The following is a 21,667-nucleotide window of genomic DNA, read 5'->3' as shown; positions in this document are numbered from 1 at the left end:
GAATACCATGAGACAGGTTTACATGCCGCCGGGATAGTTCGGGCTTTCGCGGGTGATTGCAACGCCATGCGAATGGCTTTCCCGCAACCCGGCGTTGGAAATGCGCACAAAAGTCGCTTTCTCGCGGAATTCCTCCAGCGTCTTCGCGCCTACATAGCCCATGGAAGCGCGCAAACCGCCTGCAAGTTGGTGCAGGACCGCGGAAATCGGCCCCTTGTAAGCCACCTGTCCTTCGATGCCTTCCGGTACGAGCTTCAGCTCATCGCGCACTTCCGCTTGGAAATAACGATCAGCCGAGCCGCGCGCCATGGCACCGACCGAACCCATACCGCGATAGGCTTTGAACGAGCGGCCCTGATGCAAATAGACTTCGCCGGGGCTTTCTTCCGTACCGGCCAACAGCGAACCAGCCATTGCCGCGACTGCTCCAGCGGCCAACGCTTTGGCGAAATCGCCCGAAAACTTGATGCCGCCATCAGCGATTACCGGGATATTCTGCTTCTGCGCTGCTTCAACGGCTGACATAATGGCCGAAAGCTGTGGAACGCCGACACCGGCAACAATACGCGTCGTGCAGATCGAGCCCGGCCCGATACCAACCTTGACCGCATCCGCACCGGCATCAATCAGTGCCTGTGTACCAGCGGTCGTTGCCACATTACCTGCAAGAATTGCTATATTCGGATAGGCTTTCTTGATACGGGCCACTGCATCAAGAACGCGCTGCGAATGGCCATGCGCCGTGTCCACCACCAGAAGATCGACACCGGCTTCAATCAAACGTTCGGCGCGTTCGTAACCATCCTCGCCGACGCTCGTTGCTGCAGCAGCGCGCAGACGTCCCTGAGCGTCCTTGGCGGCGTTCGGATTGAGCTGCGACTTTTCAATATCCTTGACGGTAACAAGACCAACGCAACGACCCTGATCGTCGACAACGAGAAGCTTTTCAATACGATGAGCGTGCAACAGACGTTTTGCTTCGTCCTGATTGACATTCTCGCGAACCGTAATGAGGTTCTCACGGGTCATCAGCTCGTGGATTTTCTGCTTCGGATCGGACGCAAAACGGACGTCGCGATTGGTCAGGATACCGACAAGACGCCCCGGACCCTTGGTAGCATTCTCAACGACCGGAATACCCGAAATTCCATGTGCCTTCATCAATGCCTGAGCGTCGGCAAGTGTCGCATCCGGCCCGATGGTAACCGGATTTACTACCATGCCGGATTCAAATTTCTTTACCTGACGGACTTCTTCCGCCTGACGCTCCGGCGTCAGATTACGGTGAATGACGCCAATACCACCGGCCTGCGCCATCGCAATAGCCAGACGGGATTCCGTCACCGTATCCATGGCAGCAGAAAGAAGAGGAAGGTTAAGCTCGATATCCTTGGCGATGCGCGTGCGCAGATCAACCTGCCCCGGCATTACTTCGGAATGGCCCGGCTGCAACAGCACATCATCAAATGTGAGAGCGAGAGCGCCAGTGGGCGATTCCACGATTTTAGCCATTGCCAATTCCTTTGCCGATTTTATCGAATGAGAAAAGCCGCCTCTCCGGAATAGGTCCGGGAGCAGCGACACATCTGGTTTGCTAGGTTGAATTGGCACCGGCTGGTAACACGGTTATGACCAAATGGAAAGCCTTTTGCTGACAAGTTTCAGTTACCGATAAGGATTTACGTGATAAATCTCTGCACACATCGAAATCGGGCAGCAGCAGGCTTGCAGGGGCAAAGTGAGAAAATCCTATAGACGCGTTCCACTCATCCGCCGGTCAAAAGCCATGTGGATCTCACCACATGTCTGGAAACCGCGACTGGTCTTCTGGTGCGGCGCATTGGCCATCGGTCTTATCAGTGTAGGCTTTGCCGAAGCTGCGGACATTGCACAAGATTGGTTCAAGAGCCTCACAAGTGGAAGCGGCTGGCGTGCATGGCTTCCCCTGCTGATCACGCCGGTGGGGTTTATGGCCTGCTCCTGGATAGCCTTATCCTGGTTTCCAAATTCTGGAGGCAGTGGCATTCCGCAAGCAATTGCCGCACGCCATTTGCACGATCATGAAGATCGAACTCTGCTGCTTTCACTCAAAACCGCGATCGGTAAGATCATTCTTACTCTGGCCGGGCTTTTCAGTGGTGCATCTATCGGTCGTGAGGGTCCAACCGTGCAGATCGGCGCGTCCATCATGATGCAATCTGCGCGTTTCGGCGGCATGGAACAAGCGCGTGGTCTCATCCTTGCAGGCTCTGCCGCAGGTATAGCGGCTGCGTTCAATACCCCCCTTGCAGGTGTTGTCTTCGCTATTGAGGAGATGGGGCGCGCCTACGCCGCACGAACCAACGGTCTCGTATTATCTGCTGTTATTCTCGCCGGTCTTGCTTCACTTGGCCTCGTTGGAAACTATAATTATTTCGGGCTGACTACCGTTACCGCTTCCAGCGGCAAAGACTGGGTTCTGGTGATTGCGTGCGGTGTAATTGGTGGAGCATTCGGGGCTGCCTTCAGTGCACTCGCACTCGAACTAGGACGTCGTGTGCGACGCCGCATACAAAAGGCCCCTCTTCGCAATGCCGTATTTTTCGCGGGAATTTGCGGTCTTCTGGTCGCTATCATTGGCATTGCGTCCGGCGGATCGACCTTTGGAGCAGGCTACGATCAGGCACGGAGCGCCGTGGAAGGGTTGGCTCTTCCACCTCTTTATTTCATAGGGAAGTTCCTTGCCGGTCTCCTTTCCATGATTTCGGGGATACCGGGCGGAATATTTGCACCTTCTTTGTCGGTCGGTGCGGGACTGGGCAGCACAATCGGCCTGGTTCTTGGAACCAGTGCGAGTCTTGCTGCTGTTCTCGGTATGGCAGGCTACTTTGCCGGCGTCGTGCAAGCGCCGATGACTGCATTCGTCATCATTCTGGAAATGACCGGCAATCATAACAACGTCATTCCACTCATGTGCGCATCGATGCTGGGCTACGGCACTGCACGGCTGATCTCTCACGAGCCGCTCTACCATGCTTTGTCACGTGACTACGTGGCAGACGTACTGCGCCAGCGCCGGGCGCGCGAAAAGAATACGCTCTCTCAATAGAGCGAAAATGGAGGAGAAAACTGTTCATGGATCGCAGAACATTCGCCAAGTCGCTTGCGGGACTTGGGGCAATGCCCTTTGTCGTCAATGCGGCATCGGCAGCTACTGAGGGAGGAGCAGGCATGCTGGAGCTTATGGGTGGAAGCATCACGGATGTACCCGGAATCAAGCTGGGACACCACACACTAACAAAACGCCCGACCGGCTGCACCGTTCTTCTCTGCGAAGAAGGCGCTTCCGCAGGTGTTGATGTACGCGGTTCGGCGCCCGGTACGCGTGAAACCGATCTGCTCGATCCGATCAATTATGTGCAGCAGGTTCAAGCTATTCTGCTTTCAGGCGGTAGTGCCTATGGTCTGGCGGCTGCGACTGGCGTTATGCGTTATCTTGAAGAGAACAATCTCGGCTTCAAGATCGGCAAAGGCGTCGTTCCGATTGTACCAGCAGCAATCCTGATGGATCTCGGTGTCGGAGATTTTTCTGTGCGCCCCGATGAGGAAGCCGGTTATCTGGCATGCCAGGCCGCCAAGGCTGAAGCTTCTGGAGAAGGCAACATCGGTGCTGGTGCAGGCGCTACCGTCGGCAAAATGTTCGGCATGGACTACGCCATGAAGGGTGGGCTCGGCACAGCCAGTTATAAGGTGCCTGGCACCGAAATCGTTGTCGGCGCGATTGTTGCCGTCAATGCTGTTGGTGACGTCTATGCGCCAAATTCACGCCAGATTCTGGCTGGGGCGCGGACCGAGGACGGCAAGGGCTTCCGTGATACGATGTCCGCCATCATGCAGGGCCATGGCGTGGTCAAGTCCGGCGGTGCCAACACCACGATTGGCGCAATAGCGACCAACGTCCCGTTCGACAAGGCTCAGCTGAAAAAGATTGCGGGCATGGCGCATGACGGTTTTGCGCGCACAATCAACCCAATCCATACCATGTGGGACGGTGACACGATCTTCGCACTTTCCACAGGCAAGGCAAAAGACGTGGAAGCCGATGTAACTGCGATTGGAGCAATTGCAGCGACTGTTATGGCAGAAGCCGTGGCACGTGCAGTTGTCAATGCAGACAGCCTTAAGGATTTGAATTTGCCAGCATATAAGGATTATGCCCCGCAGTAAGGTGGTTACCTGTCAACAATACTGTGCACTTCGGCGGCCCGTCAGATGCACAAAAGGCAGTCTGGACAGGCTGTAGAAGCGTGTTCTTTACAGAAGCGAATCCTTCTATAGTCCAACCATGCCAATTCGACACTTAAGCGAAACCATCATCAACCAGATCGCGGCGGGGGAAGTCATCGAACGCCCCGCCAGCGTTATCAAGGAACTTGTCGAAAATGCTATCGACGCTGGCGCGACCCGCATTGAGGTCGTGACCGGTGGCGGTGGCAAGACATTGTTGAGCGTGACTGATAATGGTTCGGGAATTCCGATCGATGAGCTTCCATTGGCAGTCTCCCGCCATTGTACCTCCAAGCTTTCGGACGATGTGCACGACATTCGCGCACTTGGGTTTCGTGGGGAGGCTCTGCCATCCATTGGCTCGGTCGCAAAACTGACCCTCAAATCTCGTCCGCAGGACGCTGACTCCGGCTTTGAAGTATCGGTTTCCGGCGGACATCTCGACGGTCCCCGTCCTTCCGCGCTCAATCGCGGGACGATTGCCGAGGTCCGCGATCTTTTTTACGCGACGCCTGCCCGTCTCAAATTCATGAAAACGGATCGTGCGGAAGCTGCTGCCATAACCGACGTCGTCAAGCGCATCGCAATTGCCTTTCCCCATGTCCGCTTTTCGCTTGCAGGCACCGACAGGACACCGCTGGAACTGGCCGCAACCGGCAGCGGCGCAGAAGCAACGCTTGAGCGCATCAATCAGGTGCTCGGAAAAGAATTCGGCGAAAATGCGCTTGCCATTGACGCGGAACGCGACGGCGTGCGTCTGGCCGGGTTTGTCGGCATCCCCTCCCATAATCGTGGCAACGCCCTGCATCAGTTCGCCTATGTGAATGGGCGCCCGGTGCGGGACAAACAGCTTTTCGGCGCATTGCGTGGAGCCTATGCGGATGTCATGGCACGCGATCGTCATCCGGTTGCCGTACTGTTTCTGACGCTGGACCCGGCACTAGTCGACGTTAATGTGCATCCTGCCAAGGCTGACGTCCGTTTCCGTGATCCGGGTCTCGTGCGCGGACTGATCGTCGGGGCGATCAAACAAGCACTGGCGCAGTCAGGTATTCGGCCTGCGACCAGCGGTGCCGATGCCATGCTGCAAGCGTTCCGTGCAGAAGGATTCCAGCCGCCCTCACCATCATTCACATCGCGGCCTTCTTCGGCTGGTTATGCATCGGGGAGCTGGCACCCCGCAGTTTTCTCGCCGAGAACCGAATGGTCACCGCAGACCGCACATCCGGCGCATCGGCCGCTGGACTTGGGAGCGGCACGCTCCTTTCAGGAAAGTGACCAGGCGACGCTCGCCACCGTTAACGTGCTGGCGGCAGATGTCCGAGCGACGCGTGACGAAGCACCAGTGGAACTCCAGCAAAAGCCACTCGGGGCAGCCCGCGCGCAAATCCACGCGAACTATATTGTCTCCCAAACCGAAGACAGTCTCGTCATTGTAGATCAGCATGCGGCTCACGAACGTCTTGTTTACGAGGCGTTGAAAAACGCCCTGCATTCCCGCCCCATACCGGGACAGATGCTGCTTATTCCTGAAATTGTGGATCTGCCAGAAGAAGACGCCGAGCGACTGGCAACCCACGCGGAAACACTTGCCCGCTTTGGCCTTGGCATCGAGCAATTCGGACCCGGTGCCATCGCAGTGCGTGAAACGCCCGCAATGCTCGGAGAAATGAACGTGCAGCAGCTGATCCGCGATCTTTCGGATGAGATTGCGGAACACGACACATCTGAAGGATTGAAGGCCATGTTGAACCATGTGGCCGCAACAATGGCCTGTCATGGTTCCGTTCGCTCGGGGCGACGGTTGAAGCCTGAAGAAATGAATGCGCTCCTGCGTGAAATGGAAGCCACCCCCGGCTCAGGCACCTGCAATCACGGTCGCCCAACCTACATCGAACTGAAACTGATAGATATCGAACGGCTATTTGGCAGGCGCTGATAGAATTACAACGACGTATGATGTTGTACTGCTGGACGCAACGCACGACGCTTGCTAGAGTCGGCTACAAAGGTTTTACACACATGAATAAATTTGAATCCCCCCGTTCTTCTGAAGCTGTTCTGCGCTATCTCGACGGTGATTATGAAATCGTCAGGCATGGAGCCTATGTCGCGTGCGCGGTGACAGGCGCCCATATCCCGCTCGATGAACTCAAATATTGGAGTGTTTCGCGGCAGGAACCCTACGCAACAGGCCTGATTTCTTTTGAACGTGAGTTGGAAGTCAATCCTGAAATGCGTAGCCGAAAGAAGGCTTAAAATCAGCTTGTAACACGGCTTTTGAAGCGCTCGATGACCGTATCCAGAATGTGGTCAAGCGCATCGTTGCGATCAAATTTGAGATCAACGTTAAGGACAGCGAGTTTCGTCAGAAAACCGGCAGGAACTCCAATCATCGTTGCCAGACGCACCTGATCCTTCGCAGTAGTGATCAATCCCAATCCCTGACGACGGGCTGTGTCTGTCAGATTGCGAATATCGTCTGGTGCAAAGCTGTGATGATCGGGGAACGAACGTGTTTCCACAATCTCACCGCCTGCTTCAGCAACACTTGCATAGAATTTTTCAGGATTACCTATGCCCGCAAATGCAAGCCAACGATTGCCCGCTACCGGTACGGTAGACGACGGCTTAAGCTGAGCTTCATATATCGGTCTACCTGCTCGTGCTGCCTGACGGATAACGAAATCAGCACCATCACCTTTGCCGATACGCAGCAAAGCGTCGGTCTTACGCATTTGATCTGTCAGTGGAGCCCGCAGGGGGCCTGCCGGTATGACCTTACCATTGCCAATACCACGGGCAGCATCCACAACCAGCAACGAAAAATCGGCAAAAAGTCGTGCGCTCTGGAAACCGTCATCCATGATGATAAAATCGCAACCGAGCGCCTGTAAATATCGAGCCGCCTTTAGCCTATCAGGACAGAGAGCCACCGAAGCATGACGTGCCAGCAGGAGTGGCTCATCTCCGACGTAACGCGCACTGTCATGCGCGGGATCAACAACGTGTAGTCCCTTGTAAGCGCCGCCATATCCGCGTGAGACAATTCCGGGGTTTAGACCTCGTGCTTTTGCACCAGCAGAAAAAGCAATTGCAGTCGGTGTTTTTCCGGCCCCACCTACGGTAAAATTGCCCACGCAAAGAACCGGCAGAGAAATTTTTGGTGGTTCCGCTTTCAAAAGCCGACGGCCCGCCACGGCTCCGTAGAGCCAGGCAGCAGGCGCCAAAGACAAAGCGCGCCAATCAGGTTTATCCCACCAGAAAGGCGGCGCTTCACTCACCATGCTCAGTGACCGCCTGTCTGATAGGCAGCCTCATTGCGATTGCCGGGTAACTGTGCCTGCAGGATCAATGGCTGGATAAACGGCTCGAGTGCGACAAGCGTACGATCCAGTGCGCCGCGCATATCCCTGACCGTGCTCACCCCGGCATTGATCATGGCACGGAGATGCTGAGGGTTGTTGAACAGGAAATTGATCGCTCCTGCGAGCATATTGCGATCCTTCACAATGCGTGCGCCCCCATTCTTGATGAGGCGTTGGAAGGATTCACGGAAATTCTGGACATTTCGTCCTGTTAACACAGCAGTTCCCATCATCGCCGGTTCCAGAGGGTTGTGTCCACCTTCCTTGGTCAGCGAATTGCCAATAAATGCTATTTCGGTGAGCTGAAGATAAAGTCCCATCTCCCCAATGGTATCTCCGAGCAGGATATCTGTGTCGGCTTCAATCGGCTCATTGGCGCTGCGACGCGCAACCTTGAGCCCCTTTTCAGCCAGCATAGCCTGAATGGCCGCAGCACGATCTGGATGACGCGGCACGATGATCGTGACAAGATGCGGATAGCGTACTTTCAGCATCTGATGAACTTCTGCTGTGATCGCTTCTTCGCCGTCATGGGTCGAAATTGCGGCCCACGTTCTCCGTCCACCGATCTGGCGTTGCAATGCGGCCAGAGCCTGTGGATCAGCCGGCGGCGGATTCGTATCGACCTTGAGATTACCTGAAACACTGACAGGCCGCGCTCCCAGCGTACGAAAGCGATCTGCATCTAGTTCCGACTGTGCGACCACATAGGCAAAATTTTCAAAGAGCGCTTCGGCCAGAGCCGGTCTTTTCTGCCAGGCAGCAAAAGAGCGGTCAGACATGCGCCCATTGACCAGAACCTGCGGCGTGTGGCGACTGCCAAGTGAAAGCACAGTAGCAGGCCAGACTTCAGATTCACAACCGATGGCAAGATCAGGTTTCCAGTGGTTGAGAAACCTGTTAACCGCCGGTTGCAAATCCAGCGGCGCGTATTGGTGAATGACCTTACTACCTAACTGATCTGCGACAACTTTTGCCGACGTCACAGTACCTGTCGTCAGCACGATATGGATACCAGTCGCAGCGATCCGCTCAATCAATGGCGTGATCGCGACGGTTTCACCAACGCTTGCCGCGTGGGCCCAGATAACCGGCCCTTGCGGACGTGCTATGGCGGATTTGCCGTAGCGCTCGCCGCGGCGCATGCGCTCTTCCTTGCCGCGAGACGCACGATAGGCGATGTAAGGCCCCATAAATGGATAGGCCGCGGAACCGAGTGCACGGTAGGCAGACAACATATTGCGCGCCCAGCGTTCGCTCATTTCGCTTTCTCCAACGCAGCATAGGCCTTGACGGTCGCGTCGTTGAGTTGGCGCGTTAGCTCCATGCGTTTTTCTTCCAATTGCGTTTCATCGGCATCCGCGTCGACCCATACATTGTCGCCGCGCACGATAATCGAACGCCCAAAGGGCAGCGGAATCGTCGTTTTATCCCAGGACTTTTCCAGAACATGGTTCCGTGAGAAAGCATAAGCAACCGGTATTATCGGACGACCGGACAATTTCGCCAATAAAATGATGCCTTCTCCGGCCTCACGCGCTTTGCCGTGAGCGATGTCCGCTATAATTGATGCCGACTGCCCGTTTTTGAGAGCATTCTTCAACGTCAGAAGCGCGCGCGCGCCTCCCTTTTCAGGCTTGGAGCGCGAACCTCGTCCACCAGAGCCACGCACTGTCAACAATCCAAGTTTTTCCGCAACACGAGCGTTCAGTTCCGCATCTGCACTGCGCGAAAACATGGCGACAAGTTCAATTCCCTTGGGGCAGATGAACGGTCCCATGAGATGTTGCCCATGCCAGAAAGTCACGATGAAAGGATCGTCTTTACCCACCAGCGCCTGTGGGTCTGCTGATTCTTTCAAGCGAGAATTTGTGAAATAGACAAGCTTGAAGTAGGAGGTGATCAGCCAGACCAGCATGGCTTTAACCACGGCAGACTGCGCCAGTGGCCCGCGAATACGTCGCCAGAGGCGCTTCGCGAATCCTTGCTTCTTATGCCCGGTGGTCTGACCCGGGCTATCTCCGCTTTGCATCCGATATTGGCCGGGAGCAGTCAAACTGCTCAATCCGCCTTCAGCGTCACGCCTTCTGGATCGAGCAACCGATGCAGGTGCACGATGAAATAGCGCATATGAGCATTGTCTACTGTTTGCTGTGCCTTCGACTTCCATGCGGTCTTGGCCGACTCGTAATCCGGGTAGATGCCAACGATATCGACGTTTTCAAGATCGCGGAACTCAACGGTACCGAGCTTTTTCAGCTCACCGCCGAACACCAGATGAAGAAGCTGCTTTTTGTCGCCTTCGACGCTCATGACAATTATCCCTGAACAAAATTGGTTCGCGGCATGATTAACCCAAGGGTCAGTCCGCGACAACACTCAACATTTTTTGCAGAAGGTCTCCGCTGGCGGCAACGAGAGCGCCATGGCTCAACGTCGGACCACCATACTGGATCGGTAGGGCATCGCTTGTCAGGATTGCCCCGCCCGACTCACTCAGGATCAGATCAGCTGCTGCCAAATCCCAATCATGTGAATTTGGCCGAATGAAGGTGCCCGCTATATCTCCACGCGCCACCATAGCGATACGGTAGGCCAGCGAGGGAACATAGGGATGAATCTTTACACGATCCCGCCAGCTTTCCGGGAGTGCCGTCACCATATTGCGGGCTGATGCTATTGTCACCTGTTCACCGGGCGATGGTAATCTGACACGTATCACAGCACCGTTTTGTGAAGCCCCAACGCCTTTCCCTGCTTCGATGAGTTCGTTGCGCGCCGGACATTCCAGAACGCCAGCCAACGGGCGGCCATTTTCCACAACGGCTATGCTAATACACCATTGATCCTGTCCAGCGATGTATGCACGGGTGCCGTCAATCGGATCGACAACGAAGGCGCGGCTGCGTTTTTCAGCCGCCCGTTCATCGACGGTCTCTTCCGATATCCAGCCATAATCTGGCCGCGCTTTCAAAAGAACATCCTTTAGATAGCGGTCAACAGCCAGATCAGCTTCACTGACCGGCGATGAACCATCCTTCAGCCAGACTTCCGGAGAACGACCGAAGTAGCGCATCGCGATACGTCCGGCTTCACGCGCAGCATCACGCAGAAGCGTCAGTTCACTGACAATTTCGTTGTGCCTGTCAGTTTCCGGCAAGAGTCATGCCTTCAATTACGAGTGTCGGTGCCGTCATCCCGAAGTTTCGGTCAATATCGGAGGCGGGTGTCATATTGAGGAACATGTCCTTGAGGTTCGAAGCAATCGTCACTTCACTGATCGGGTAGGCAAGTTCGCCATTTTCGATCCAAAACCCCGACGCGCCGCGGCTATATTGGCCCGTGATCATGTCAACGCCCTGCCCGAATACCTCTGTCACATAAAAACCTGTGCCTATTGCACGGATCAATTCCTCCGGCGACTGCGAACCGGGCTCGATGGCAAAATTGGTTGAAGCAGGCGAAACGCCAGAGCCCGAACGAACACCACGACCATTGCCTTGCAGGCCCAGTTCCCGGGCGCTCGATCCAGAAAGCAGCCAGTGTTTGAGAACGCCATCCTCCACCATCGTCAAAGATTGCCCCTCAATCCCTTCGCCGTCGAACGGGCGCGAAGACGAACCGCGCACACGCAGCGGATTGTCAGTAACATTTATGCCGTTCTTGAGAACCTGTTTACCGAGACTGTCACGAAGAAAGCTCGTCTTGCGTGCAACAGAAGCGCCATTAATCGCGCTTGCAAGATGTCCCGCAATACCGCGCGCAAGGCGAGGATCGTAGATAACGGTGACAGGCCCCGTCTTCGCCTGACGTGCACCCAACCGCCGCACAGCGCGTTCACCAGCGCGACGACCGATATCATCAGGCGTATCAAGATCAGAAAAATGCAGGCGCGAACTGAAATCATAATCGCGCTCCATTTTCGTGCCCTCGCCCGCAATGGCCGAGACCGATCGTCCAAAGCGTGTAGCAGCATAATGCCCCGAAAAGCCTGTCGATGTGACCAGCACCAGACCACCCAGGCTGCGCGAGGCACCAGCTCCGCCTGAATTCGTCACGCCGCTGACTGCGAGTGCAGCTGCTTCCGTCGCAAGTGCGTCCTGCGTCAAACGGTCGGAATCGATTTCCGTTGAATCGTAGAGATCAAGATCACGAGGCGAAACAACAAGCAGCGATGGGTCTGCGAGTTGCTCATAGGGATCCTCCGGCGCAACGCGTGCCATAGCAACAGCACGCTCGGCGAGACGGTCGGGATCGGCGCTCGCATTGGCCGAAACGCTCGCAATGCGACGGCCCACAAAAACGCGCAGAGCGAAATCGTCACTTTCCGACGATTCGGTTCCCTCAACCTTGCCCAACCTCACTGATACGCTAACTGACCGTGCTCGCATCACGACTGCGTCAGCCTGATCAGCTCCCGCCCGTTTGGCTGCAGCCACGAGAACGGCTGCGCGATCGACAAGTTTCTCCGCCGAATTATCTGAAATCATTATATAATCCGAGTTTCCCAAGTTCATCACGGTTCAACCTCGCAATACAATTTGCAGCGGGACCGAAACCGGGACTTGCTAAAAAATATCGTCAAATTGTTCGACATCGGGCTGATTACAGCCATATCTTGTTTCTATATTGCCGAAATCCTAGGGCTTCAAGGCAAGCCCTCCTACATTTCTCCAAATTCCAAGAGCTTGGCATGGTTGCAACTGGCGGAAGTCTCTACCTGCAGTGTCTGATGATTTTGGGCGGTGCGATTATCGCTGCGCCGCTGTTCAAGCGATTAGGGCTTGGTACAGTCCTCGGCTATCTTGCGGCAGGCATCACGATCGGACCCGTAGCTCGCCTCATTGCAGACGGCGAAGATTTCCTGCACTTCTCCGAGCTTGGTGTTGTCTTCCTTCTCTTCATCATCGGACTTGAGCTGAAACCCTCAAGACTTTGGGCGTTGCGCCAATCAATCTTCGGTCTTGGTACCGCGCAGGTTCTGCTTTGTGGAGCAGCCCTGACTGCTCTTGGCATCTACTTTGCGGGCCTCAGCCCCGAAGCAGGGATCATCATCGGTTTCGGTCTCGCACTTTCGTCTACGGCATTTGCCATGCAGGTTTTGGAGGACCGGGCCGAAACGAACCAGAAACACGGTCAACGTGCTTTTTCGATCCTGCTGTTCCAGGACCTCGCCATCGTGCCGATCCTTGCAATTATTCCGGCACTTTCGCCGACCGAACCGTCGCAGGCGAGCGCGGGTTTCCATCTTGCCACAGCAATTGCGGCCATCGCGGCACTGGTGGTCGCCGGACGTTATCTCATCAATCCGATGTTCCGCATTATCGCCAATACCGGCGCTCGCGAAGTGATGATCGCAGCAGCGCTTTTTGTGGTGCTCGGATCAGCCAGCCTGCTTCAGGCGGCTGGCCTTTCGATGGCCATGGGTGCATTTATCGCTGGTGTTTTGCTGGCGGAATCATCCTACCGACACGAACTTGAAGCGGATATCGAACCATTTCGCGGAATCTTTCTCGGATTGTTTTTCGTGGCGGTTGGTCTTTCGCTGAACCTCACTGTGATCGTACAGTATTGGAAGGTTATCCTTCTTGCTGTTCCCATTTTCATGGCAACCAAGATCGCGATCATCTATCTGCTGTGCCGTGTCTTCCGGTCCAACCATAACGATGCTGTGCGAATTGCGTTTCTTCTGCCGCAAGGCGGCGAATTTGCCTTTGTTCTTTTCTCGGCAGCTTCTGCCGCGTCCATAATCTCAAGCGCACTCGGTTCAGAGCTTGTAGCCGCCGTCACCGTATCCATGGCGCTAACACCGCTTTCCGTTTTGATTGGCTCAAAGCTGCTTATCAAGGACAAGACTGTCGATGAAATTGAGGAAAACTTCGAAGGTGCCGGTTCTGACGTATTGATGATCGGCTTCTCGCGATACGGTCAGATTGCATCGCAAATCCTGCTCGCTGGCGGTATCGACGTAACCGTGATTGACAGTTCGCCCAATCGCGTGCGTGCTGCCGGAAAATTTGGCTTCCGTATTTATTTTGGCGACGGTACTCGTAAAGACGTGCTGGAAGCGGCAGGTATAAGAAAAGCGAAGATCGTTGCCATCTGTACCCACAAGAAGGAAACGACCAACCACATCATCAACCTTATACAATCCGAATACCCGGATGTGCGGCTGTTCGTTCGTTCATATGATCGGGAACATACGCTGCAACTGCGCGCTCAAGGTGTCGAGTATGAACTGCGCGAAACGTTCGAATCCGGTTTGCTGTTTGGTCAGCGTACACTCGAAGGGCTCGGCATAGCCGAAACCCAAGCCTACGAAATTCGTGAAGACGTTCGCCAGCGCGACGAAGATCGTCTCCACGTGCAGGCTTCGGAAGGAATCATGGCTGGTCGCCATCTGCTCTTTAACAAACCGGTCACACCAGAGCCTCTGGTCAAACCTGCCCGCGAAGGTCAGCGCATCGACAAAGGCGCGGATGATATCGTATCCGCCTCGTCGTCAAGTGACACAGTCGGATCACCCGTTCCGGCGGAATAGCAAACGTATAGGAAGCCGGTAGATTCAGGTTGCAAGCGTTGAATTTATCGGCACCACTTTTCCCTCGACTGTCAGTTCGAGAGCACGTTTCAGTTCGTCGCGAACACTGGCGCTCTGTGACAATATCTGTTCGAACTTCAGGAAATCCAGAAGACCGATCCGCTCGACATTAGGGCGAATGAAAATGTGCGGGGGGCGAATTCGAAATTTGTTTTCGATGATGGAGCACATGGTCAGCTGGTTCGCTCCGATCACTGCCTCGAACGTGGTAGGCATATAGTCATCTGGTCCGACCGGCGTGCCGACAACGTCGATACCGATGACAATATCAGCCTCATCAAACAGCAGATCAAAGGGCACGGGGTTGAACAAACCGCCATCGACCAGAATGCGGCCATCCCGGCGTACTGGTGCGAAAACTGGTGGTATGGCACAGGATGCCGCGATGGCCGAATGCAGATCGCCATCGCGAATATGGATTTCCCGAGCGGCGTGAAAGTCCGCCGCTGTGATAGTCATCGGGATTTTCAGCTCTTCTACATTCATCGGCAGGCTTGCAGGCAAAAAGACGTCCAGCACCTTTTCGATATTGAACTGGCTGACGCGCAAGCCACCTTTCAGCAATTCTACCCAGCGCGCAGGGCGGGTTTGCCACATACGCTTTGCGACTTCGGAGCGGCGATTGAAAATCGCCGCCATATATTCATGAATTTCCTTGCCCGTCATGCCGCTCGCCATTCCGGCGCCAACGATCGAACCTATCGACGAGCCTGCAATTGCAACCGGTTTGATACCAAGTTCATCGAGCACCTCGACAATATGGATGTGGGCAATGCCGCGTGCCCCACCTCCGCCGAAAGCGACGGCAATTCGGGGCGATGACGGCACTGCCTTTTCCAATTTGGCACCTTTTAGCTTTGGGCCGGGCCGAAAATCAATATTGCCGGTTCCGCTTCAAGCAGTTTCTTGGCAATAGCCTTGACCTGATCCAACGTTACAGCATCAATCAACCCCGAACGCTTGTCGATATAATCACGCGGAAGTTCTGCTTCCTGCAAGCTAACGAGAGTTTCAGCAATAGCGGCGGATGAATCCAGATTGTTGACGGCGTAAGATCCCTTGAGGAAGTTTTTGGCAGCAGCGAGTTCTTCTTCCGTGGGCCCGTCCGCGGCCATAGCAGCAACCTGCTCGCGGATAATCTTCAGGGATTCCTGCGCTTTGTCAGGACGGGTCGCAGTCGAAATCATCAATGCCGAAACGTGATCGCGCATGACCATGGATGACGATACCGAATAGGCAAGGCCACGCTTTTCACGCACTTCGGCATAAAGACGCGATGTAAAGCCACCACCCAGAATATGGTTCATCAGATAGGCTGCAAAGAATTCGAGATCCTTGCGCGGAATAGCCGGATAGACAAAGCTGATCGAGGTCTGCGGCATATCGAAATTGAGACTGGTCGTCGTGCCAAGTGCCAGTTTGGCATCGGGTACAGGAACCAGTTCGGCCATCGCGGGGAGATCGCCGAACACCTTATCCAGCAACGCCCCCAAATCCTTCGCATTGATCGAACCCACAACGCCGATAGTCAGACGGTCACGCGCAAAGTTCTTGCGGTGAAAGTTCACCAGATCGTCACGCGTGATCGACTGCAGTGATTTCACCGTGCCATCGTCGGGACGCGCATAAGGATGGTTCCCGTAGAGAACTTCGGAGAACTTACGCGATGCAATCGTCGAAGGGTTGCGTTGTGAGGATTCGATACTCGCAACCACCTGCTGTCGAATACGATCAATTGCATCCTGGTCGAAGCGAGGCTTGTTGACAGAAAGAGCAAGCAAGTTTGTGACTGCGTCGCGATTTTCCGCGAGCATGCGAATACCACCCGAAACGGAATCCTGTGTTGCAGAAAAGCTCATTTCCGCGCCCAGATTGTCTATCTTCTCCTGAAACGCATCCGATTTCAGATCACCCGCGCCCTCGTCGAACAGCCCTGTCATCAGGTTAGCCAACCCTTCCTTCCCGGAAGGGTCCTGCGATGTGCCACCCTTGAATGAGAACCGCATGGAAATAAGCGGGACTGAATCGTCTTCTACCAGCCAGGCATGAATACCTTTTGGCGAAACAACTTCCTGAATTTCGATTGCGCGCGCCGGCAAGGCGCACACGATCAGCAATGTCACGGATGCGGCAAGAACACCCACAGCCGACCCGGCATAGCGAAAGTCGAAAACACGTCTGAAGTTCAACGTAAGAATGTTCTTCACTGGATCGCTCCTCCCGCACCATTGGCCCCGGCGCTTCCCGCTGACGCATCCGGGTTCTCGCGAGCGCTCTCCGGCTCGGCGTCCGGAGGAAGCAGGTAACTCGTTACCGATTGGTCTTTAACGAGATAACGCGTCGCCACATCCTTGATCTGATCGACTGTGACACCCTTGATGACCTCCGGCCATTTCTGGATATCGTCAACCGTTTGCCCAACAGACAGTGACGAGCCATAAATCCGGGACATACCTGTCTGGCTGTCGCGTGCAAAGATAACCGCTTTCAGGAAACGATTGCGAGCTTGATCGAGCTCGGTCTGGCTTACGCCGTCTTTGATGATCCGTGCCACTTCGGCTTCAACGGCTTTTTCGACATCGCCAAGCGTCGCGCCATTGCGCGGCGCGCCATATACAGAAAACGTGCCGTCATCAAGCGCATCGCCACCATAGCTCGCGCCCGTATTGGCAGCGATACCCTGCTTGACAATCAATTCCTGATAAAGGCGTGAACGCAACGAACCGCCGAGAATTTCGCTCAGTAGATCGAGGGCGGGGGCATCCCCTGGTTTTACATTCGGAAACCGTTTTTCGTTCGCATAGGAAGGAACAAGCCACGACACACGGAATGAGGGGGTGCTTACACGCTCATCGTGCAACGTCACGACGCGGGCGGCGTGCTTCGCGGGCTCCTGCGGACGCTCACGCGGCAGAACTTCCGCGCGTTTCGGCACCTTTGCCCATGTCTGCAACGTCAGCTCGCGTACGCGTTCCGGTGAAACGTCTCCAGCGATGATGAGCGTTGCGTTATTCGGTGTGTAATATTGCTGATAAAAGTCGATGGCGTTCTTGAGGCTTAGCTTTTCCATTTCCTGCTGCCAGCCAATTACAGGCTTGCGATAAGGATGGTTATAGAAAAGAACAGCGTCGGTATTCTCCATCAGCATGGAAGCCGGATTGGAATCAACTCGCATCCGGCGTTCTTCCAGAATGACATCCCGTTCGGTTTTCACGGCTTCTTCATTGAGCACCAGATTTTCCATCCGGTCCGACTCGAACTGCATTACCATTTCCAGCGCTTCGGGAGATACCCGCTGGAAATAGGCCGTATAATCATAGGAGGTGAAGGCGTTTTCTTGCCCGCCGATGGAGGCGACTTTCGCCGAAAACTCGCCAGCTGGGTGGTTCTTCGTACCCTTGAACATCAGATGTTCGAGGAAATGCGCGATACCTGAAACGCCGGGCGCTTCATCGGCCGACCCTACATGGTACCAGATCATCTGGGTCACGACTGGAGCGCGATGATCGGGGATGACAACCACTTCCAGACCATTTGGCAATGTGAAATGACTGACCCCATCCGACTGGATGATTTCTGGAAGCGCTGTTTGTTCAGCGACTGGGGGCGACACGGGCGCTGGTTGCGTTTCGGCGGCAGCGGCAGGTTGGCTTTCTGCCCGGACTGCACCGCTTGCCACCGGTAAAGCCAGCACGAAACCCAAGGCGGTGGACAACAGCAAGCGCCGGAGTGAGGGGTTATTCACCAAGCGACATCTCCAATCGGTTTCATTCCCGCCCGTTTTTCCGGGCGACATGTTATATTTTATGCGAACGGAATCGTCCGCTAATTCATTCGGCGGCTTTCAACTGGATCAGCCGAATAATCGTGCCCCCGTAGTTGCGCTCTTCCAGCACGACGAATCGTTCATCAAGTTCGAGCGCCGCCTCCGCATCTTCTTCAAGCACCAAAAGTGCGTCAGGATTAAGCCAACCACCTTGAAGTGCAGACAAAAATGCCTTTTCCCCCATACGCCGCCCATAAGGCGGATCGGCAAAAACCAAGTCGAACGGCTCCATCGTACCGACGATACCCAACTGACAGGCGTCGCGCCGCAAAATCTTGGTGTGCCCCTGCAGACTGAAAGCCTCGATATTCTGACGCAACAATCCCCGCCCCTCCGCAGATTCTTCCACGAAGGTCGCGTAGCGCGCACCGCGCGATAGGGCCTCAAGACCAAGCGCGCCTGTCCCTGCAAACAGGTCGAGGACGCGTGCGCCCTCTACCTTGTCGGGGAAATTATGCGCGAGGATGTTGAACAGGCTCTCGCGTGTGCGATCGGTGGTGGGACGAATGGCGTTGGTCGAAGGTGTTACGAGCGCGCGCCCGCGGAATCTACCGCCGACGATCCGCACCACCGCCTCCAGTCCTGCCACCGCCTGACTTGCCGCCACCCGGCTTTCCACCTGGTTTACCACCCGGCTTGTTTCCCGGTCCACGACGCGGTCCATCCTTCGGACCATCATCAAAACGACGAGGTTTATTACCCGGTCCGCTGCTGCGCGGGCCTGAGCGCGTATCGCGATCGGATGCACCAAAACGACCTTCACCACGCGGTCCGCCCGGCTTTCCCGTCTTGCGGCCCTCGAAGCCACCCTTACCGTGCTCTACAGTCCGGCCTTCCGCGTCGCGCAATTCTGCACGCTCGCGTTTGCCGGGACGACGCTCCTTGCGTCCATCCTCACGCTGCTCACGGCGCTCTGGACGTCCCTCTTCCGAGCGGTTTCCTTCCGGACGCGGACGCTGTGGACGAGCGTCCTTATCAAAGCGGCCTTCCGGTCGCTTGTTATAGCGGCGTTCACCACCTTCGTCGCGTCCCTGCTCCTCATCACCAGCTCGACGCGGGCGCATCTGCAGATCGCCACTGAATTTCGCTGAACGATGCGGAACTTGACGTTCGACACGGGCGGGCTTGGCAGCCGCATTTTCGCCCTTGGGGCGCGCACCTGGAGCCATCCAGACATTAGCGTTTCCGCGACGACGCGGTTCAACCTTTTCGGCTCCCTTGTCGTCGCGACCGCGACGACGCTGAGGACTGCTGGAAATCCATTCACGTTCGCGCGGGCCACGCCGGCGTTCGCCTTCCTCGCCCTCATCTTCCACGTCGCGACGAGTCCGTCCCTGAACAGCAGCATTGGAAAACTCGTTCAGAACAGGCGCATCGAAATCTGCGCCTGAATCCTCAATCAACTTGTCACCAAGCTGATCTCGCAGGATACGTCCCTTGATTTCGCGTACGGCACCTTCTTCAAGATCGCCGAGCTGGAAAGGACCGAATGAAACGCGGATAAGACGTCCAACAGTCAGACCAAGAGCGCCCAGAATATTCTTTACTTCACGGTTTTTGCCTTCGCGCAATCCGATAGAGATCCAGACATTGGCACCCTGCTCCCGCTCAAGCGTTGCTTCAATACTGCCGTAGAAGACGCCATCGACGGCAATGCCGTTCTTCAGCTCATCAAGCTGCACCTGTGTGACCTTGCCGTGGGCGCGAACGCGATAGCGGCGCAGCCAGCCGGTGGAAGGCAGCTCCAGAACGCGTGAAAGCCCACCATCATTGGTGAGCAGCAACAGACCTTCGGTATTGATGTCGAGACGACCAACTGAAAGTACGCGTGGCATCTCGGCAGGCAGCGCCTCGAAAACCGTTGGGCGACCTTCAGGATCGCGATTGGTCGTCACAAGACCCGCAGGCTTGTGATAAAGCCAGAGACGGGTACGCTCGGTCTGCTTCAATGGCTTGCCGTCGACCGTAATAATATCCGTGCGCTTGACATTGACCGCGGGGCTCTCAAGCACCTTGCCATTCACGGCAATACGGCCAGCAGCGATCATCGTTTCCGCTTCACGGCGTGAAGCTATGCCTGCGCGTGCCAGACGCTTGGCAATACGTTCGCCCGTGTCCTCTTGCCCCTCGGCGTCGCGCGGTGCGAATTTACGTGGCTTGTCACGTCCGCCGTCATCGCGGCGCGGACGAGTGTCACGATCTGGCCGACCGGGACGATCGGAGCGCCCTCCACGGCCATGCGGACGCTTGCCATCCTTGTTGTCATCATCTTTAGTCATCTGGTATTGGCCTTTCAGCAGCGCTGCCGTGTCACCTTACACCTTTAATGACAGGCAAGGGACAGCCGGAAACAGGAACGCTGTATAAATCCGTTCGCAAATCGGTTTCGATTTCGGGAATTATGCAGTAACAAATCGCTTCATGGCTTGCGAGCGAAATTTCCGAAAGAATGCACGAAATGGAACAGCCATGAATAAGAGTGCCAAAGTCCCGGACCCAAATATGGCCACCCCCATGGAGATAGCACTTGCAGAAGCGCGCGCTGCAGGTTCACGTGGAGAGGTTCCGATTGGCGCAGTCATTGTGCATCACGGCACGATCATTGCACGAGCAGGCAATCGTACACGTGAGTTCAATGACGTAACAGCCCATGCCGAAGTGCTTGCAATTCGTGAGGCTGGAAAAACCCTACAATCCGAACGTCTGGTCGACTGCGATCTTTATGTGACGCTGGAACCATGCGCGATGTGCGCAACCGCCATTTCTTTTGCCCGTATACGTCGCCTCTATTACGGTGCCTCCGACCCGAAAGGTGGCGGTGTGGAACATGGGCCACGGTTTTATACGCAGCCCACCTGCCACCATGTACCGGAGATTTATGCGGGTTTCTCCGAGGGGGATTCACAGAAAATCCTGCGGGATTTCTTCCGCGACAAGCGCTAGCTTCTGCTCAGAGCCTTGTGTCCGGCCATGTAGCGCAGCGTATTATCCCGCAGCATGAAATGATGAATAAGAGCCATCAGAACGTGTCCCGCAATTATCACAAGTAGGCCCCAACCCAGCAAACCATGCAATGCACTGCCCGGAGCGGTCAGCGCGGCGTTTTTCACACCGGTCTGCTCGAAAATCCGGATGCCAAGAAAAGAGAAGCCTCGCCCGCCGCCATATGTGCGCAGCAGAGCCAATGCAGGAACTGCGAACATCAGGCCGTAGATAACGAGGTGCCCGAGTTTAGCCAGTTTGCCGACATGGCCCGACTTATGCGGACGACGACCTGAGTTCAACAATCCCCAGACCCCACGTAATAGTACAAGCACCAGAAGCGCGAAACCAAGTTGGTAATGAGCCGACCAGAAGATATTGTAGATCATCGTATCTTTAGCCACGACGCGTAGAATTGCTGACGCAAACTGCCAAAGAAACAGGAGGGCCATCAGCCAATGAAGAGATCGACTGATCAGACCATATCCCGACGGCGTATCCCAGATAGTGTTCGTATCGTTCATCAAATCATACCTTACATCCCAAGTTGGCATGATACGATTTGCATGAAAGAAATCTTTGATTGAAATCAAATATACGTCAGAATTGCCGACATTAAAAATA

General features: G+C 55.3%; 19 protein-coding genes. 6 read left to right on the top strand and 13 right to left on the bottom strand.

The genetic code is table 11. From position 1 onward, the window contains the following. Nucleotides 1–18: 18 nt before the first annotated feature. Complete coding sequence (gene guaB / locus AC1RHM_RS09905; RefSeq protein ID WP_010661016.1) at nt 19–1,512, bottom strand: IMP dehydrogenase; 1,494 nt, start codon at nt 1,510–1,512, stop codon at nt 19–21. Between the two features lie 226 nt (nt 1,513–1,738). On the opposite strand from guaB, the gene AC1RHM_RS09900 reads away from it, so the two are divergent. The 4 genes from AC1RHM_RS09900 (at nt 1,739) to AC1RHM_RS09885 (ending at nt 6,525) form a co-directional block, all read left to right on the top strand. Then, nucleotides 1,739–3,088, top strand: a complete 1,350-nt coding sequence (locus AC1RHM_RS09900; protein ID WP_029376223.1) for a chloride channel protein — start codon at nt 1,739–1,741, stop codon at nt 3,086–3,088. A gap of 26 nt (nt 3,089–3,114) precedes the next feature. Continuing rightward, the gene (locus AC1RHM_RS09895) at nt 3,115–4,206 is read left to right on the top strand and encodes a P1 family peptidase (RefSeq protein ID WP_010661014.1); all 1,092 of its coding nucleotides are present in this window, start codon (nt 3,115–3,117) and stop codon (nt 4,204–4,206) included. A gap of 118 nt (nt 4,207–4,324) precedes the next feature. Next, nucleotides 4,325–6,205 carry a DNA mismatch repair endonuclease MutL gene (mutL, locus tag AC1RHM_RS09890; RefSeq protein WP_010661013.1) on the top strand — a complete coding sequence of 627 codons (1,881 nt, stop codon included), beginning with the start codon at nt 4,325–4,327 and terminating at the stop codon, nt 6,203–6,205. 83 nt (nt 6,206–6,288) lie between these two features. Further along, nucleotides 6,289–6,525 (top strand): DUF2093 domain-containing protein, encoded by a 237-nt coding sequence (locus tag AC1RHM_RS09885; protein ID WP_010661012.1) that lies wholly within the window; start codon nt 6,289–6,291, stop codon nt 6,523–6,525. A 2-nt stretch (nt 6,526–6,527) separates the two neighbouring features. On the opposite strand, the gene lpxK is transcribed toward AC1RHM_RS09885, so the two are convergent. The 6 genes from lpxK to AC1RHM_RS09855 are packed head-to-tail and all read right to left on the bottom strand — an operon-like array spanning nt 6,528 to nt 12,124. Further along, on the bottom strand, nt 6,528–7,553 hold the full coding sequence (gene lpxK, locus AC1RHM_RS09880) for a tetraacyldisaccharide 4'-kinase (protein WP_010661011.1): 1,026 nt from the start codon (nt 7,551–7,553) through the stop codon (nt 6,528–6,530). Between the two features lie 2 nt (nt 7,554–7,555). Next, a complete protein-coding gene (waaA, locus tag AC1RHM_RS09875) occupies nt 7,556–8,896 on the bottom strand; it encodes a lipid IV(A) 3-deoxy-D-manno-octulosonic acid transferase (protein ID WP_010661010.1) in 1,341 nt (446 codons plus the stop codon). Then, nucleotides 8,893–9,666 carry a lysophospholipid acyltransferase family protein gene (locus AC1RHM_RS09870; RefSeq protein WP_010661009.1) on the bottom strand — a complete coding sequence of 258 codons (774 nt, stop codon included), beginning with the start codon at nt 9,664–9,666 and terminating at the stop codon, nt 8,893–8,895. Before AC1RHM_RS09870 ends, waaA begins: the two co-directional genes overlap by 4 nt. Before the next feature lie 29 nt (nt 9,667–9,695). Beyond that, nucleotides 9,696–9,947, bottom strand: coding sequence for a DUF4170 domain-containing protein (locus AC1RHM_RS09865; protein ID WP_010661008.1), 252 nt, complete (start codon nt 9,945–9,947; stop codon nt 9,696–9,698). 49 nt (nt 9,948–9,996) lie between these two features. Next, the gene (locus AC1RHM_RS09860) at nt 9,997–10,794 is read right to left on the bottom strand and encodes a 3'(2'),5'-bisphosphate nucleotidase CysQ (RefSeq protein WP_010661007.1); all 798 of its coding nucleotides are present in this window, start codon (nt 10,792–10,794) and stop codon (nt 9,997–9,999) included. Further along, nucleotides 10,781–12,124, bottom strand: a complete 1,344-nt coding sequence (locus AC1RHM_RS09855) for a TldD/PmbA family protein (RefSeq protein WP_010661006.1) — start codon at nt 12,122–12,124, stop codon at nt 10,781–10,783. The genes AC1RHM_RS09860 and AC1RHM_RS09855 overlap by 14 nt, the downstream gene beginning before the upstream one ends. A 203-nt stretch (nt 12,125–12,327) precedes the next feature. On the opposite strand from AC1RHM_RS09855, the gene AC1RHM_RS09850 reads away from it, so the two are divergent. Then, complete coding sequence (locus AC1RHM_RS09850) at nt 12,328–14,175, top strand: monovalent cation:proton antiporter-2 (CPA2) family protein (protein ID WP_029376222.1); 1,848 nt, start codon at nt 12,328–12,330, stop codon at nt 14,173–14,175. 24 nt (nt 14,176–14,199) lie between these two features. Here AC1RHM_RS09850 and AC1RHM_RS09845 read toward each other — a convergent pair whose 3' ends face one another. The 5 genes from AC1RHM_RS09845 to AC1RHM_RS09825 all read right to left on the bottom strand — a co-directional run bounded on the left by AC1RHM_RS09845 (nt 14,200) and on the right by AC1RHM_RS09825 (nt 20,340). Next, nucleotides 14,200–15,075 carry a patatin-like phospholipase family protein gene (locus AC1RHM_RS09845; RefSeq protein WP_029376221.1) on the bottom strand — a complete coding sequence of 292 codons (876 nt, stop codon included), beginning with the start codon at nt 15,073–15,075 and terminating at the stop codon, nt 14,200–14,202. Nucleotides 15,076–15,086: 11 nt separating this feature from the next. Next, nucleotides 15,087–16,433, bottom strand: coding sequence for a M16 family metallopeptidase (locus AC1RHM_RS09840; protein ID WP_226622683.1), 1,347 nt, complete (start codon nt 16,431–16,433; stop codon nt 15,087–15,089). 5 nt (nt 16,434–16,438) lie between these two features. Next, the gene (locus AC1RHM_RS09835) at nt 16,439–17,980 is read right to left on the bottom strand and encodes a M16 family metallopeptidase (protein ID WP_010661002.1); all 1,542 of its coding nucleotides are present in this window, start codon (nt 17,978–17,980) and stop codon (nt 16,439–16,441) included. An 85-nt stretch (nt 17,981–18,065) separates the two neighbouring features. After that, on the bottom strand, nt 18,066–18,629 hold the full coding sequence (gene rsmD / locus AC1RHM_RS09830) for a 16S rRNA (guanine(966)-N(2))-methyltransferase RsmD (protein ID WP_010661001.1): 564 nt from the start codon (nt 18,627–18,629) through the stop codon (nt 18,066–18,068). Then, entirely contained in the window at nt 18,610–20,340 is a 1,731-nt protein-coding gene (locus tag AC1RHM_RS09825) for a pseudouridine synthase (protein ID WP_010661000.1), read from the bottom strand. Before AC1RHM_RS09825 ends, rsmD begins: the two co-directional genes overlap by 20 nt. A 190-nt stretch (nt 20,341–20,530) precedes the next feature. On the opposite strand from AC1RHM_RS09825, the gene AC1RHM_RS09820 reads away from it, so the two are divergent. Beyond that, on the top strand, nt 20,531–21,004 hold the full coding sequence (locus AC1RHM_RS09820) for a nucleoside deaminase (RefSeq protein ID WP_010660999.1): 474 nt from the start codon (nt 20,531–20,533) through the stop codon (nt 21,002–21,004). Here the strand turns inward: AC1RHM_RS09820 and AC1RHM_RS09815 are convergent. Continuing rightward, nucleotides 21,001–21,567 carry a cytochrome b gene (locus AC1RHM_RS09815; RefSeq protein WP_029376218.1) on the bottom strand — a complete coding sequence of 189 codons (567 nt, stop codon included), beginning with the start codon at nt 21,565–21,567 and terminating at the stop codon, nt 21,001–21,003. The two genes, AC1RHM_RS09820 and AC1RHM_RS09815, sit on opposite strands and share 4 nt — an antisense overlap. Nucleotides 21,568–21,667 lie beyond the last annotated feature (100 nt).

It is taken from the genome of Brucella sp. GW823-FHT04E01, from assembly GCF_058796175.1.
The sequence above is the reverse complement of the archived record's forward strand: the minus strand, read 5'-3'. Positions and strand labels throughout refer to the sequence as shown.

Excerpts from the sequence above, each read along its gene's own strand:
- mutL (WP_010661013.1), top strand. The coding sequence starts at position 4,325 with ATGCCAATTCGACACTTAAGCGAAACCATCATCAACCAGATCGCGGCG.
- AC1RHM_RS09850 (WP_029376222.1), top strand. The coding sequence starts at position 12,328 with ATGGTTGCAACTGGCGGAAGTCTCTACCTGCAGTGTCTGATGATTTTG.
- AC1RHM_RS09870 (WP_010661009.1), bottom strand. The coding sequence starts at position 9,666 with ATGCAAAGCGGAGATAGCCCGGGTCAGACCACCGGGCATAAGAAGCAA.
- AC1RHM_RS09885 (WP_010661012.1), top strand. The coding sequence starts at position 6,289 with ATGAATAAATTTGAATCCCCCCGTTCTTCTGAAGCTGTTCTGCGCTAT.
- AC1RHM_RS09820 (WP_010660999.1), top strand. The coding sequence starts at position 20,531 with ATGAATAAGAGTGCCAAAGTCCCGGACCCAAATATGGCCACCCCCATG.
- lpxK (WP_010661011.1), bottom strand. The coding sequence starts at position 7,553 with ATGGTGAGTGAAGCGCCGCCTTTCTGGTGGGATAAACCTGATTGGCGC.
- guaB (WP_010661016.1), bottom strand. The coding sequence starts at position 1,512 with ATGGCTAAAATCGTGGAATCGCCCACTGGCGCTCTCGCTCTCACATTT.
- AC1RHM_RS09825 (WP_010661000.1), bottom strand. The coding sequence starts at position 20,340 with ATGACTAAAGATGATGACAACAAGGATGGCAAGCGTCCGCATGGCCGT.
- AC1RHM_RS09865 (WP_010661008.1), bottom strand. The coding sequence starts at position 9,947 with ATGAGCGTCGAAGGCGACAAAAAGCAGCTTCTTCATCTGGTGTTCGGC.
- waaA (WP_010661010.1), bottom strand. The coding sequence starts at position 8,896 with ATGAGCGAACGCTGGGCGCGCAATATGTTGTCTGCCTACCGTGCACTC.
- AC1RHM_RS09815 (WP_029376218.1), bottom strand. The coding sequence starts at position 21,567 with ATGAACGATACGAACACTATCTGGGATACGCCGTCGGGATATGGTCTG.
- AC1RHM_RS09855 (WP_010661006.1), bottom strand. The coding sequence starts at position 12,124 with ATGATTTCAGATAATTCGGCGGAGAAACTTGTCGATCGCGCAGCCGTT.
- AC1RHM_RS09895 (WP_010661014.1), top strand. The coding sequence starts at position 3,115 with ATGGATCGCAGAACATTCGCCAAGTCGCTTGCGGGACTTGGGGCAATG.